Annotated in this window: 8 protein-coding genes and 1 pseudogene; 5 read left to right on the top strand and 4 right to left on the bottom strand. The window is 67.6% G+C overall.

Annotated elements, in window-relative coordinates; all coding sequences use genetic code 11:
- Positions 1–14: 14 nt before the first annotated feature.
- The 5 genes and pseudogenes from GTK09_RS12960 (at position 15) to GTK09_RS12980 (ending at position 8,275) form a co-directional block, all read left to right on the top strand.
- A complete protein-coding gene (locus GTK09_RS12960; protein ID WP_163463589.1) occupies positions 15–1,913 on the top strand; it encodes an ABC transporter permease in 1,899 nt (632 codons plus the stop codon).
- Entirely contained in the window at positions 1,910–2,698 is a 789-nt protein-coding gene (locus GTK09_RS12965; protein WP_163463590.1) for an ABC transporter ATP-binding protein, read from the top strand. The genes GTK09_RS12960 and GTK09_RS12965 overlap by 4 nt, the downstream gene beginning before the upstream one ends.
- Complete coding sequence (locus GTK09_RS12970) at positions 2,695–3,414, top strand: ABC transporter ATP-binding protein (RefSeq protein ID WP_163463591.1); 720 nt, start codon at positions 2,695–2,697, stop codon at positions 3,412–3,414. The genes GTK09_RS12965 and GTK09_RS12970 overlap by 4 nt, the downstream gene beginning before the upstream one ends.
- Before the next feature lie 12 nt (positions 3,415–3,426).
- Positions 3,427–3,891, top strand: a pseudogene (locus GTK09_RS12975) ((2Fe-2S)-binding protein); the annotation flags it as partial.
- A gap of 802 nt (positions 3,892–4,693) precedes the next feature.
- On the top strand, positions 4,694–8,275 hold the full coding sequence (locus tag GTK09_RS12980) for a molybdopterin cofactor-binding domain-containing protein (protein ID WP_163463593.1): 3,582 nt from the start codon (positions 4,694–4,696) through the stop codon (positions 8,273–8,275).
- Positions 8,276–8,637: 362 nt separating this feature from the next.
- On the opposite strand, the gene GTK09_RS12985 is transcribed toward GTK09_RS12980, so the two are convergent.
- The 4 genes from GTK09_RS12985 to GTK09_RS13000 all read right to left on the bottom strand — a co-directional run bounded on the left by GTK09_RS12985 (position 8,638) and on the right by GTK09_RS13000 (position 14,058).
- Complete coding sequence (locus GTK09_RS12985) at positions 8,638–9,219, bottom strand: ABC-type transport auxiliary lipoprotein family protein (RefSeq protein WP_163463594.1); 582 nt, start codon at positions 9,217–9,219, stop codon at positions 8,638–8,640.
- Between the two features lie 246 nt (positions 9,220–9,465).
- Entirely contained in the window at positions 9,466–11,991 is a 2,526-nt protein-coding gene (locus GTK09_RS12990; RefSeq protein WP_163463595.1) for an MlaD family protein, read from the bottom strand.
- Entirely contained in the window at positions 11,991–12,782 is a 792-nt protein-coding gene (locus GTK09_RS12995) for an ABC transporter ATP-binding protein (protein WP_246217892.1), read from the bottom strand. The genes GTK09_RS12990 and GTK09_RS12995 overlap by 1 nt, the downstream gene beginning before the upstream one ends.
- A gap of 88 nt (positions 12,783–12,870) precedes the next feature.
- Entirely contained in the window at positions 12,871–14,058 is a 1,188-nt protein-coding gene (locus GTK09_RS13000) for an ABC transporter permease (protein ID WP_163463597.1), read from the bottom strand.
- Between the last annotated feature and the right edge of the window lie 70 nt (positions 14,059–14,128).

Below are 14,128 nucleotides of genomic sequence, written 5' to 3' on the forward strand. Positions count from 1 at the left end.
ACTGCGAACCACCGATGTCACTTTATGTCGTGCAGTTCCTGACCGGGCTCGCCAACGCCTCGTCGCTGTTCCTCGCCGCCTGCGGCCTGTCGGTGATCTTCGGGGTCACCCGGATCGTCAACTTCGCCCACGGCGCCTTCTACATGCTCGGCGCCTATGTCGCCTATTCGCTGACGCTGCGGCTCGAAGGCGCCTTCGGCTTCTGGGCCGCGATCCTTCTCGCCGCGGCCTTCGTCGCGGTACTCGGCACGCTTCTGGAGATGCTGCTCCTGCGCCGTATCTACCAGGCGCCGGAACTCTTCCAGCTCCTCGCCACCTTCGGCGTCACGCTGATGGTCGAGGATCTCGTCCACATCATCTGGGGTCCGCAGGATCTCGTCGGCCCCCGCGCGCCCGGCTTTGAAGGCGCGGTGCCGGTCTTCGGCCTGCCGGTGCCGACCTACGATCTCCTGTTGATCGTCCTCGGCCCCCTCGTCCTCGGGGGGCTCTGGCTCCTGATGCACCGCACCCGCTGGGGCGTCCTGGTTCGCGCCGCGACCCAGGACCGCGACATGGTGGCAGCGCTCGGCGTGAACCAGAAATGGCTGTTCACCGGCGTCTTCACCCTCGGCATCTTCCTCGCCGCCTTCGGCGGCGCGCTGCAGATCCCGCGCACGGCCGTCACCCATCAGATGGACCTGACGATCATCGCCGAGGTCTTCGTCGTCGTCGTCATCGGCGGCCTCGGCTCGATCACCGGCGCCTTCCTCGCCGCCGTCCTGATCTCCGAGCTCAACGCCTTCGGCATCCTCGTCTTCCCCGGTATCTCGCTCGTCCTGATGTTCCTGGTCATGGCCGTCGTCCTGGTCATCCGGCCTTGGGGTTTCCTCGGCAAGCCGATCCAGACGGGCGTCACGACCATCGGCGAGGCCACGCGGCCCTGGCGCCCCTGGTCGAACACCACCGGCATCGCCGTCGCCGTCGCCGTCCTGGTCGCCGCCCTCCTGCCCGTCGTCCTCGGCTCCTACGGCCTCAGCGTCGGTTCGCAGATCCTCATCGCCGTGGTCTTCGCCATGAGCCTGCAGTTCCAGATGTCCACCGGCGGCCTCGATTCCTTCGGTCACGCCGCCTATTTCGGCCTCGGCGCCTATGGCGCGGCGATGACCGTCGAGTGGTTCGATCTGCCGATGGAGCTGGCGCTCCTCGTCGGCCCGCTGACCGGCCTCGTCGGCGCGCTGGTCTTCGGCTGGTTCTGCGTCCGCCTCTCCGGCGTCTATTTCGCCATGCTGACGCTGGCCTTCGCCCAGATCACCTGGTCCATCGCCTTCCAGTGGGTCGAGGTGACCGGTGGTGACAACGGCATCCTCGGCGTCTGGCCGGCCGACTGGGCGTCAAGCCCCGCCAACTTCTACTGGCTGACGCTCACTGTTGGCGTCGTCGCGGTGCTGGCCCTGCGCCACCTCGTCTTCTCGCCCTTCGGCTACCGCCTCCGGGCCGTGCGGGATTCGACCGTCCGCGCCGAGGCGATCGGCATCTCCCGCCAGCGTACGCAATATGTCGCCTTCGCCATCTCCGGCACGGCGGCAGGCCTCGCCGGCGCGCTCTTCGCATTTCTCAAGGGCAGCATCTTTCCCGACGTCCTCGCCATCCCGACCTCGATCGACGCGCTCGTCATGGTGCTGCTCGGCGGCGTCGCTACCGTCTCCGGCTCGGTCGTCGGCGCCATCGTCTACACCATGGCCTCGATCTGGCTGATGAGCGCCACCGACCTGTCGCGGCTGGTGCTCGGCGGCTTCATCGTCTTCCTCGTCGTCGCCTTCCCGCAAGGCATCGTCGGCTCGCTCTCGGCCTTCGTCTCGGGGCCGTTCGAACGCTGGCGCACCCGCGGGCGAACCGAACGAACCATCGCCGTATCGGCGGAGGGCTCCCGATGAGCGCCGCGCCGCTGCTCCAGGTCGAGCACCTGTCGAAGTCCTATGGCGGCGTCCATGCCGTTCAGGATGTCTCCTTCAGCCTCGTTCCCGGCGAGATGCTGGCGATGATCGGGCCGAACGGCGCCGGCAAGAGCACCTGCTTCAACATGGTCGGCGGCCAGATCCCTGCCGGCTCCGGCCGCGTCCGGATCGACGGCCGCGACGTCTCGGGCCTGTCGCCCCGCCAGATCTGGCGGCTCGGCGTCGGCCGGACATTCCAGGTGGCGCAGGTGTTCAAGTCGATGACCGTCCGCGAGAACGTCCAGGCCGTCTTTGCCTCGCGCGAAAGCGGCTGGGGTTTTCTCGCCCGCGCCGGCAGCGCCCACCGCACCGAGGCCGAAGCCGTGCTCCACCTCATCGGCATGGCCGACTTCGCCGACCGCCCCTGCGCCGACATGGCCTATGGCGACGTCAAGCGGCTGGAACTCGCCATGGCGCTCGCCAACGATCCGAAGCTTCTTCTGATGGACGAGCCCGCCGCCGGCATGGCACCGCTGGAGCGGGTCGAGCTGATGGGCCTGACCGCGCGGATCGCCAAGGAAAGGCAGATCGGCGTCCTCTTTACCGAGCACGACATGGATGTCGTCTTTGCCCATGCCGACCGGATGATGGTGCTCAATCGCGGCCGGCTGATCGCCGAAGGCAGGCCGGAAGACGTCCGCCAGGACACGCAGGTCAGGGCCGTCTATCTCGGCGAGGGCCTCGTCTACGACCAGGCGGCGGCGGCAAGGAGGGCGAGCGCGTGACGAGTGCAGCGGCAAAGCTTGACGTCGCCCGGCTGAACGCCTTCTACGGGCCGATCCAGATCCTCTTCGACGTCGGCTTTTCCGTCGGCCGCGGCGAGGTCGTCGCCCTTCTCGGCCGCAACGGCGCCGGCAAGTCCACCACCTTCAAGTCGCTGATGGGCCTCGTCGACCGGCGCGAGGGCGAGATCCGCTTCGAGGACGCCGAGATCTCCCGCCAGCCGACCTACGAGATCGCAAGGCGCGGCCTCGGCTACGTGCCGGAGGACCGGCGGGTGTTCGGCGAACTCACGGTCGAGGAGAACCTCGAGGTCGGCCGCCAGCCGGCCCGCGACGGCGTCACCACCTGGACGCCGGAGCGCCTCTACGCCCTCTTTCCCAATCTCGCCGAGATGCGCCGGCGGCCCGGCGGCCAGATGAGCGGCGGCGAGCAGCAGATGCTGACGATCTCGCGCACGCTGATGGGCAATCCGTCGCTCGTCCTCCTGGACGAACCGTCGGAGGGCCTTGCCCCGAAGATCATCGAGCAGATGGCCGACGCGATCCTGGCCATGAAGCGCGAGGGCCTCGGCATCCTTCTCTCCGAGCAGAACCTCCACTTCGCCCGGCTGATCTCCGACCGCGCCTACATTCTGGAAAAGGGCCGCATCCGCTTTTCCGGGACGATCGCCGAGCTCGAGGCGAACACGGCGGTGCGCGACCAGTATCTCGCCGTCTGACGAGACGCCATGATGCCCGCCCCGGACGCCGAGATCACCCTTTCCGTCAACGGCATCGCCCATCGCATCGCCGTCCCGGCGACGGCGCCGCTCCTCACCGTCCTGCGCAACGATCTTCAGCTGAACGGCCCGAAATATGGCTGCGGCCTCGGCCAGTGCGGCGCCTGCACCGTTCTGATCGACGGCATGGCGGCCAGAGCCTGCACGATCCCCGCAGGCTCCGTTGCCGGCCGCGACATCCTCACCCTCGAAGGCCTGGCGAAAGAGGACCGGCTCGATCCGGTGCAGGAGGCCTTCGTCGCCGAGCAGGCCGCGCAATGCGGCTACTGCCTGAACGGCATGATCATGGCGCTGAAGGCGCTGACCCTTCGCAACCCCGCCCCCGACGAGGAGACGATCCGCGAGGCACTCCGCTACAATCTCTGCCGCTGCGGGACCCATCTGGAGATCCTCGCCGCCGCCCGCCGGGTGTGCGGGCTCGTGCCCGGTGGGCGACCCCATGGCATTCACACGGGTGAGCAAACGGCTTCAAGACAGCAGCTGCCGATGAGAATTTCGGATGGTGCGGGGCATGAACTCGAGGCGCCAGCCTCGACGCTTCGTCATTCTCTTGGGCCGTCCCTGCGAAATCCACACGTCTCAGATCGGCCTCATGGAGAGACCGGCACCGATCGGTGTCACCGTTGACGGGTGGTGGCGAAACTCCGCAGCTTCGTCATTCTCGGGCTCCGTCCCGAGAATCCAGGAATCGTCGGGCGCGTTCCGCTTCAGCCGCAGAAGGCGGAGGCGGGCGATATTGCGGCAACCGCCCCTGGATCCTCGGGACGGGGCTCTACAGCATTCACATGACGCAAAAAGCCATGCCAAGACAGTGCCTTGCGAAGGAAGCTCGAGAGGCGGGGGGCAGAAACTGGAGGCGCCAGCCTCAACGCTTCGTCATTCTCGGGCCCCGTCCCGAGAATCCAGAGATCGTCGGGCACAGTTCGCTTCAGCTGCGGAAGGCGCAAGCGGCAGACGTCGGGGCTGCTGCCCCTGGATTCTCGGGACGGGGCCCGAGAATGACGAAGCTGCGAGGTTTCGCCGCCCCCTTCAACGGTAAGATCACTTGGCACCGGCTTACCAATGTAGCCTCGCTGAGATGTGTGAATCTTGTAGGGACGGGGCCCGAGAATGACGAAGCTTCAAATGCCGCCGCTAACCGTCATCGCGGATGCCGCGGCTCGCGAAGCGTTGGCGAGACCGGCTCATCCTGCAAGGCTCAGCTCGAAAGTCCCGCCCGATGAAGGACGAGCGGAACCCGGCCTCGGAGGGTGGGAGCCTCACCGTCGAACGCGCGTCGGCGAATGGCGCCTCTGAAACCTTCCTCGTTCTCCATGCCGACGGCCATGTCACCGGCTACAACGGCCATGTCGATCTCGGCACCGGCATTGCCACCGCCCTCGCCCAGATCGTCGCCGAGGAGCTGGACGTCCCCGCCGACCGCGTCGCAATGGTGCTCGGCGACACGGCGCGCACGCCGGACCAGGGCCCGACGATCGCCAGCGAGACGATCCAGGTCGCGGCTGTGCCGCTGCGCCGGGCGGCCGCGACGGCGCGGCAACTGCTGCTCGCTCGCGCCGCCGCGATCCTCGACGTTTCGCCTGAAGAGCTGCGGATCGACGACGGCCTCGTCTTCGCGCCGGCCAGCAACCGCCGGCTCGGCTTCGGCGAACTCCTCGCCGGCGAGACGATCCGGGTGGCGCTGGACGAGCGCGCCCCGGTCAAGTCGCCGGAAACCTACCGGCTGGTCGGCACCTCGCTGCCGCGCGTCGACATACCGGACAAGGCATCAGGCCGCGCGATCTATATCCACGACGTCCGCGTGCCCGGCATGCTGCACGGCCGCGTCGTCCGCCCGCCCTATGCCGGGCGAGACAGTGGCGACTTCATCGGCAAGAGCCTGATCGCCGTCGATCGCGCCTCCGTCGCCGGGCTGCCGGGTTTCGTCGATCTCCTCGTCATCGGCGATTTCGTCGGCGTGATTTGCGAGCGCGAGGAACAGGCGGGGGAAGCTGCCCGTCTGCTGAAGCTCGAATGGGCCGTCCCGCCGCCGCTGCCGGATCTGGACGATCTCGCCGAGACGCTGCAGAACCACCCGGGCAAGCCGCGCACGCTGTCCGAGATCGGCGACGTCGACGTCGCCCTCGAAGGCGCCGCCACCCGGCTCACCCGGCGCTATGTCTGGCCCTATCAGATGCATGCCTCGATCGGCCCCTCCTGCGCAGTGGCGGATTTCAGAGGCGATTTCCTGACGCTGTGGTCCGGCACCCAGAACCCGCACATGCTGCGCGGCGACCTCGCCCGGCTCCTCGACATGCGCCCCGAATCGATCGACATCCGCCGGCACGAAGCGGCCGGCTGCTACGGTCGCAACTGTGCCGACGACGTCAGCGCCGATGCCGCGCTTTTGTCCCGCGCCATCGGCCGCCCCGTCCGCGTGCAGCTCACCCGCGAGCAGGAACATGCCTGGGAGCCCAAGGGCGCGGCGCAGCTGATCGACATCGACGGCGGTCTCGGCGAGGACGGCGATCTCGCCGCCTACGATTTCCAGACCCGCTATCCCTCCAATCGCGGGCCGAACCTCGCGCTGCTTCTCACCGGCGCGATCCCGCCGGACCCGCAACCGTCCGACATGGGCGACCGCACCGCGATCCCGCCCTACCATTATGAAACTGAACGCATCCGCGTCCACGACATGGCGCCGATCGTCCGCGCCTCCTGGATGCGCGGCGTCTCCGCGATGCCGAACTCCTTCGCCCACGAAAGCTACATCGACGAGCTCGCCACCGAGGCCGGCGTCGATCCGGTCGCCTTCCGGCTGAAGCATCTGAAGGATCCCCGCGCCGCCGACCTCGTCAGGGCGACGGCGGAGCGTGGTAATTGGGTCGAGCGGACGGGGCCTCGCCGCACGAGCAACGGCAGGGGCGACGGCGAGACGCTCTACGGCCAGGGCTTTGCCTATGCCGTCTATGTCCACGGCACCTTTCCCGGCACGGCCGCCGCCCATGCCGCCTGGATCGCCGAGGTGGCGGTCGACAGGCGGACCGGCGAGGTGGCGCTGGAGCGGGTCGTCGTCGGCCACGATGCCGGCATGATGATCAACCCCGCCGGCGTTCAGCATCAGATCCACGGCAATGTCGTCCAGTCGGCGAGCCGGGTGCTGAAGGAAGAGGTGTCGTTCCAGAACTCCACCGTCGAAAGCCGCGACTGGGGCAGCTATCCGATCGCCAACTTCCCGGAGGTGCCGGACGTCGAAGTCCTGATGCTGCCACGACCTGCCGAGCCGCCGCTCGGCGTCGGCGAGTCGGCCTCTGTCCCGAGCGCCGCGGCCATCGCCAATGCGATCTTCGACGCGACCGGCGTGAGGTTCCGCGAACTGCCCTTCACGCCGGAGAGGATCAAGGCCGGCCTCAATGCGGCTGCAGACGCGAAGCCCAAAGCTGCGAAACTCGGCGGCCATCCATCAGATCGGCCAGCGGCTTCGGCCCCTCCCGCGCGCCCAAAACTCTGGCGCCGGCTGGCCGCGCCGCTTGCTGCCGGCCTTGCCGCGACGCTCGGCACCGCCGCCATCGGCCTAACGCTGCGGGCGCCGATCGCCCCGGTCGCGCCGCCAAGCTCCTCCGTCTATTCCGCCGAAACCTTGGAGCGCGGCCGCCTCCTCGCCGCCCTCGGCGACTGCGCCGTCTGCCATACCGCCACTGGCGGCGCGACCAATGCCGGCGGCCGGGCGATTGAGACCCCCTTCGGCACCGTCTATTCCACCAACATCACGCCGGACGCGGAAACCGGCATCGGCGCTTGGTCCTATCCGGCATTTGCGAGGGCGATGCGCGAAGGCGTCTCCCGCGACGGCCGGCATCTCTATCCGGCCTTCCCCTACACGTCCTTCGCCAAAACCTCCGAAGCCGACCTCCATGCGCTCTACGCGCATCTGATGGCGCAGCCGCCGGTGCGCGCCGAAACGCCGAAGACGACCCTCGCCTTCCCGTTCAATATCCGCGCGCTGATGGCCGGCTGGAACACGCTGTTCCACAAGGCTCAACCCTTCGTGCCCGATCCCGCGCACAGCGCCGAATGGAACCGCGGCGCCTATCTCGTCGAAGGGCTCGGCCATTGCAGCGCCTGCCACTCGCCGAGGAATGCGCTGGGCGCGGAAAAGCGCGGCGCAGCGCATCTTGCCGGCGGCTTCGTCGACGGCTGGCAGGCGCCGGCCCTCGGCAAAGTGAGCGATGCCCCGGTGCCTTGGACCGAAGACGCGCTCTACGCCTATCTGAGGACCGGCCGCTCCGCCGAACATGGCGCCGCCGCCGGGCCGATGGCGCCCGTCGTCGCGTCGCTCGCCGAATTGCCGGACGCCGACATCCGGGCGATGTCCGTCTATCTCTCAGCTCGTCGCGAAACCGCGCCCGGGATCGACGGCACGGCGTTGGCGGAAAAACTCGTCGCCGAGAGCGAGGCGGACATCCGGCCGGCCCGCAGCGTCGGTGCCAGGCTCTATGACGGCGCCTGCGCCGTCTGCCACCGCAGCGAAGCGCAGGGCGCGCTGTTCAATGCCGGCACGCCGCTCGCCCTGACGAGTGCCCTCCATGCCGAGCAGCCGGACAATCTGATCCAGGTGGTTCTCTCCGGCGTCGAGCCGGCGAAAAGCGGCGCGCACAGCGCCATGCCAGGCTTTGCCGACACCTTCACGGACCGGCAGATCGCCGAACTCGTCCGCTACGTCCGCAGCCAGTTCGCCCGCTCCCGTCCCGCCTGGCAGGACGTCGAGACGGCCGTGGCGAGCGTCCGCCGTTCGACGACCCGGCTCGCTCGGGGACCATAGGAAGATGCCGGAGCGCATCCGCGCAGATGCCGCCGGGGATCGGCTCGAAAGGGCGCCGCCTGCAAGAATGATCGCGACGCCTGAAGCTTCGTCATCCCGGCCACCGAGCCGGATCCATTCCTCTGCGTGGAAGCGGCATTTCGCCTCAGAATACAGTGCATTGGCAACGGCAGGCGAAACGCCGTCACCGATTTGGAATGGGTCCCGGGTCAAGCCCGGGATGACGAAGCGGGGATGCTTGCGCCAACTCTGCGGCGTCGATGCGCCGGGCCGAACGCCTGGCGTCAGGGATGGCGGTATGACCGCCGCGACCGCGCGGCCAGCGAGAGCGAGCCCAACGACCGCCGCACGCCTCTGCCAGATCAGATCAGCCCGAGCGTCCAGGTGACGATCTCACCCGAGATCTGGTCGAAGGCCCGGTTGAGCGCCGCCACATAGGCCGAATTGCCGGCGCCGCCGACCGGCGCGGCGGCGGAGAAGATCTTCGTTTGCCGGACGCTGCCGGTGCGGTCGTTGAGGGCCTTCACCGAAATGTCGATCCGCGCCGTCGCAGCGCCTGCCGTTTCGATCTCGAAGCGGCGGATCTCCATGATCAGCTGATAGTCGATCGCCAGCCCCTGGCCCGGCACGCCGACGGCGCCGATCCGGCCGGTGTTCTCGAAGGCCTGCAGAAGCCGCAGCTGCACCATGCGCGGCAGCCGGTCGCTCCACTGGCTCTGCGCGAGATATTCGATCGCATAAGGCGCGGTCTTGACGACGATCTTTTCGCTGTCGAGCGTCTTGATCGCGGTCGGTTCGGGGATGAGCAGCTGCGCGCGGCTGCCGCTCTGGACGGAGACGTTGGTTGGAGAGGCGATCTCGAACGTGTCAGGCGGCACCGACGTGCAGCCGGCGAGCAGTGCTGCCACGAATGCGGCAATCATCGGTAGCTTCACGGCGGTCATCGTCGCGATCGTCCCTCTTCCAACGGCGCGGCGGCATCGTCGTCCGTCATGCACCTGGAAGCCTGCCGGTTGTGCAGGCTATTCCGTTGCTTGCATCCGCAACCGGGGCTGTCAATCGCACCGATCGCCGCGGCCGGGCGGCTCCAGCACAAACTTCCGCGGCGGGACGAGATTGCCACAAACCCACCGCCGGACGCAGCGTTTGATCGAGGTCCGAGCGCCGAGGCTGGCGGACCCGAGGGCCTGCTACCGCCGCGTCCGTCCGTCGAACTGCTTCACGTCGTCGCCGCCATAGAGGATGCGGCTCGGATTGTTGGAGAAGTCGGTGACGGCATCGTCGATCCGGTTCACCGTCCGGTCGACCGAGCGCATCAGCGACTGAAACTGCTGCAGACCCTGGCTGGAGAAGCGCTGCAGGTTGGCCGAGATCGGGGTCACCTGCTCCTGGATCGACTGCGCCGCCCCGCGCACCGACTGCAACGCGCCGGAAAGGTCGGATCCGAGCTGCTGTCCGTTGCCGGCGCCGGCGAAGACGCCGTCGATCGAATTCAGCACCCCGTCGATCTTCGCCGAGGCGGTTTTCAGGCTCTCGCTGGTCGCCTGGACGTTCTCGATGATGCTGTCGATCTGCGGCCGCTTCTCGCCGATGTCGTTGGCGACGCCGGCGATCGAATCGGCCGCCTTGGCGACGTTGTCGGTCGCCGCCGAGACGTTCTCCACCGCCTGGTTGACCTTGCCGGGGTCGATGCTGGCGAGCAGCGTGTCGAGCTGCGCCCGCGTCTCGGAAAAGCCCTTGACCGCGCCGTCGATGGTGAGAACCGCCGAATTGACCCGATCGACGATCGACTGGATTTCCGGCGTCTTCTCGCGCACTGCGTCGGTAATGGCGCCGACGTTGTCGATCGACTTGTTGATCATCGCCGTGTCGACCGAATCGACCATTCCCTTGGCGCTGTCGAGCGTCGAGTTCAGCTTGGTCGAGGCTTCGGTGACATTGGCGCTGATCGGGCCGAGGCTGGCGAGCAGCTGGTCGATGGCGTCGACCCGCTGGGCGACGGTCGTGGTGATCTGGTTGACGTTCTGAGCCGAGTTGGCAAAGCCGCTGATCGCCGAGGAAATCGCCTCCTTCTGCTGATCGACCGTCCGGGTGATCGAGGCGACGTCGGTCGCCGCGCTGGAAACCTGGTCCAGCGTCGCGGAAACCTTTGCGGGATCGACCGCCGCAACCACCTTGTTGGCCGAGTCGAGCGTCTGGTTCAGGGTCGTCGCCGCCTGGCCGACCTGATCGGAAACCGGCCCGAGATTGGCGAGCAGCGCGTCGATGTCGTCCGAGCGCTGGGCGACGGTCGTGGTGATCCGGTTGACGTTCTGGGCCGAGTTCGAAAGCCCGCTGATCGCCGAGGAGATCGCCTCCTTCTGCTGGTTCACCGTCTCGGTGATCGACGCGGCGTTGCTGGCGACCGAGGAGAAGGAATCGATCGCCGAGGTGACTTTCTCCGGGTCGATCGAGGCGACCACCCGATCGGCGTTCTGCAGCGTCACGTCGAGACGGTTGGCGACCCGGTTCGCCGTGTCGGAGAGCGGCGCCAGATTGGCCAGCGTCCGGTCGAGATCCTCGCGCCGGTCGGCGACGGTCTTGGTGACGGTCTCGACATTGGCGACGGCGTTCGACGCGCCCTGCATGATCGTGTCGATGGCGCCGGACTGGTCGCTCAGCCGCTGGCTCAGCGCCGCGACGTTCGTCGCCGTGGTCGAGACGCCGTCGAGGGTGGTCGACACCTTCTGCGGATCGACCGCGGCGATCACCCGATCGGCGCTCTGGAGCGTCGTGCCGAGCTGGTTCGCGACGGTCGTCGCCGTATCGGCGAAGGGACCGAGCGCGCCGATGAACTGGTCGATCCCATCGGCATTGCGGGTGATGACGTCGCCGACCGTGCCGACGCCGTTCGCCGCTGCCTGGACCGAATCGACGACCTCGCCGATCCGGTCGGACTGGGCGCGGAAGTTCGCAGTCACGGCCGTGACGTTGTCGACGATCTGGCCGACCTCGTCGGTGTTGACGGCTGCGAGGATATCCTGGGCCCGCTGGATCGCACCGGGCAAGGCGTCGGCGACGTTGCGCGCGCTGACGGTCAGGGCCGACAGGCTGTCGACGAAGGAATCGATGTTGTCGGTGTTGCGGGCGAGCGCGGCGGTGAAGGTCTCGACGTTCTCCGACGTCTTGGCGACGTTGGCGACGGTGGTCTGGACGCCCGGAGCGGCGCCCTTCACGATGCTCTCGAACTCGCCGAGAATCGTGTTCGCCCGGTCGGCGATGTCGCGCGCCGTCGCCAGGATGTCCGTCACATCCGAGGGATTGGCGCGGATGACCGGGGTGACACCCTGCTGGCGGGCTTCGTCGATGAGATTGTCGCCCGAAGGATCGCCGCCCTTCAGCTCGATGAAGGCGTAACCCGTGAGGCCCTGGAAGCCGATATTGGCCTGGGTGTTCTCCTTGATCGGGATCGACGGGTCCACCATCGTGGTGGCGATGACGACGCTCGGATTGTTGTTGTCGATCCTGAGCGAGGTCACTTGGCCGACCGGCAGGCCGTTGAAGAGGACCTGGCTGCCCTGCTGGAGCCCGGTCACCGACCCATCGATCCTGACCAGCAGCGGCACACGGTTGTCGCCGCTTGAGGCGAAGACGCTCCAATAGGTGAAGCCCACCGCCAGCGCGAGGACGAGGAGCGTGAAGATGCCGACGCGGACGTAGTTGGCTTTGGTTTCCATCAGGCGGCTCCATCGGAGGGCATCGGCTGCGCCGGTGTCGCGTCGTCGGTGACGATGGTGCGGGCGCGCTTGCCGTGGAAATAGGATCTCACCCAGGGGTGATCGGACTGCAGCATCTGAGACAACGGGCCTTCCACCAGCACCTTCCTGTCGCCGAGCACGGCAATGCGGTCGCAGGCCTGGAACAGGCTGTCGAGATCGTGGGTCACCATGTAGACGCTGAGACCCAGCGTGTCGCGCAGCGTCATGATCAACTGGTCGAAATCGGCCGCGCCGATCGGATCGAGGCCGGAGGTCGGTTCGTCGAGGAAGACGATCTCCGGATCGAGGGCCAGCGCCCGCGCCAGCCCGGCGCGCTTGATCATGCCGCCGGAGAGCTCGGAGGGATACTTGTCGGCCGCGTCCGGGGCGAGACCGACGAGATCGATCTTCAGCCGGGTCAATTCGCGCATCAGCTTGGGCGACAGGTCGAGATACTCGCGCATCGGCACTTCGATGTTCTCGGCGACCGTCAGGGCCGAGAACAGTGCGCCCTGCTGGAACAGGACGCCCCAGCGCCGCTCCACCGAGAGCTTCTCGCGCTCGCTCGCCTGGTGATAGTCGATGCCGAAGACCTCGATCGTACCGCCTTGCTTGGGATTGAGGCCGAGAATGGTGCGCAGAAGCACCGACTTGCCGGCGCCGGACGGGCCGACGAAGCCGAGGATCTCGCCGCGCCGGACGTCGAGCGACAGGTTTTCGAGGATCTTCTTGCGGCCGAAGGAAACGTTGACGCCGCGGGCGCGGATCAAAACGTCCTCGTCCGCCGCTTCCGGCGCCGATGATGCGGCCTTCGCCGCAGCTTCTCCGTTCGCAGCCGCAGTGTCGAGTGTCACCAGGTCAAAGTCCCATCGAGGCGTAGAAGATCGCGAACAGGCCATCCATGACGATGACGAGGAAGATCGCCTTGACCACGGACGCGGTGACGTGAAGGCCGAGGCTCTCGGCACTGCCGCCCACCTTCATTCCCTCGAGGGCGCCGACGATGCCGATGACGATCGCCATGAAGGGTGCCTTGATCAGGCCGGAAAAGACAGTGAACAAATCGACGCTGTTCTGGATTCCCTGCATGTAGTTGGCGAAGGAGATGTCGGAGTAGAGCTTCAGCGTCAGCATGCCGCCGAGCAGCGCCGACAGATTGGCGAGGACCGTCAGCAGCGGCAGCGCGATGGTCAGGGCGACGAGACGCGGAAACACCAGGACGCCGATCGGGTTCAGCCCGATGACGTGCAGCGCGTCGATCTCCTCGCGCATCTTCATCGAGCCGATCTCGGCGGTGATGGCGCTTCCCGAGCGGCCGGCGATCATGATCGCGGCAAGCAGCACGCCGATTTCCCGCAGCACCAGGATGCCGACGAGATTGACCGCATAGACCTCGCCGCCGAATCGGCGCAGCTGGAAGGCGCCCTGCTGGGCGATGATGCCGCCGATAAGAAAGGTGATGAGGACAATGATGGGGATCGCCTTCACCCCCATCTGGTCGAGCTGGTTGAACACGGCGGCCGGCCGGCTGCGGCTCCGCCCGGCCAGGCGGTAGCCGGCCCCGTAGATCGCCCCGCCGATGATGTTGAGCCACGCCACGGCCTCGTCGCGGACCCCGTAGACCCCCCCGCCGATCGCGCCGAAAAAGCTCGTCAGGGGAGAGACGTGCGGCGGCTTGCTGATCGGAACTTCCCGGTCCATCGTTCCGCGCACGGCGTCGAAGAGCGCTTCGTCCCGCTGCGAGATGCCGGCGAGGTCGACCGTGCGCCCGTCGGCCGAAAGCTCGCGCGACAGCCGTTCGAGGACGAAGGCACCGGCGGTATCGATCCGGCCGACCTTCGAGCAGTCGACGGTGATCTGCTTGCCGAGATCGGAGCCGGCGGTCTCGGCAAGCAGCGGCTCCATGGCCCCGATGGTGCGGGCCAGCCAGTCGCCGCTGGCGACCAGCCGCACGCCGCCGTCCCGCTTCTCGCCTTCGAGAGCAGGCTTGACGGCAGACAGGCGACCGCGCCCGGCGGTCTCGTCAGGCTTCGCAGCCTCCAGCATCGTTCCTCGATCCGCATCCGTTTCGGCCGCCGGGAGCCGCCGTTCCCCGAGGTTTCCCCGAAGATCCGCG

The organism is Jiella pacifica, from assembly GCF_010500815.1.
Classification (GTDB): Bacteria; Pseudomonadota; Alphaproteobacteria; order Rhizobiales; family Rhizobiaceae; genus Jiella; species Jiella pacifica.

Bases quoted from the DNA above. Each gene is read 5' to 3' on its own strand.
- GTK09_RS12990 (WP_163463595.1), bottom strand. From the start codon at position 11,991: ATGGAAACCAAAGCCAACTACGTCCGCGTCGGCATCTTCACGCTCCTC.
- GTK09_RS12980 (WP_163463593.1), top strand. From the start codon at position 4,694: ATGAAGGACGAGCGGAACCCGGCCTCGGAGGGTGGGAGCCTCACCGTC.
- GTK09_RS12985 (WP_163463594.1), bottom strand. From the start codon at position 9,219: ATGACCGCCGTGAAGCTACCGATGATTGCCGCATTCGTGGCAGCACTG.
- GTK09_RS12960 (WP_163463589.1), top strand. From the start codon at position 15: ATGTCACTTTATGTCGTGCAGTTCCTGACCGGGCTCGCCAACGCCTCG.
- GTK09_RS13000 (WP_163463597.1), bottom strand. From the start codon at position 14,058: ATGCTGGAGGCTGCGAAGCCTGACGAGACCGCCGGGCGCGGTCGCCTG.
- GTK09_RS12965 (WP_163463590.1), top strand. From the start codon at position 1,910: ATGAGCGCCGCGCCGCTGCTCCAGGTCGAGCACCTGTCGAAGTCCTAT.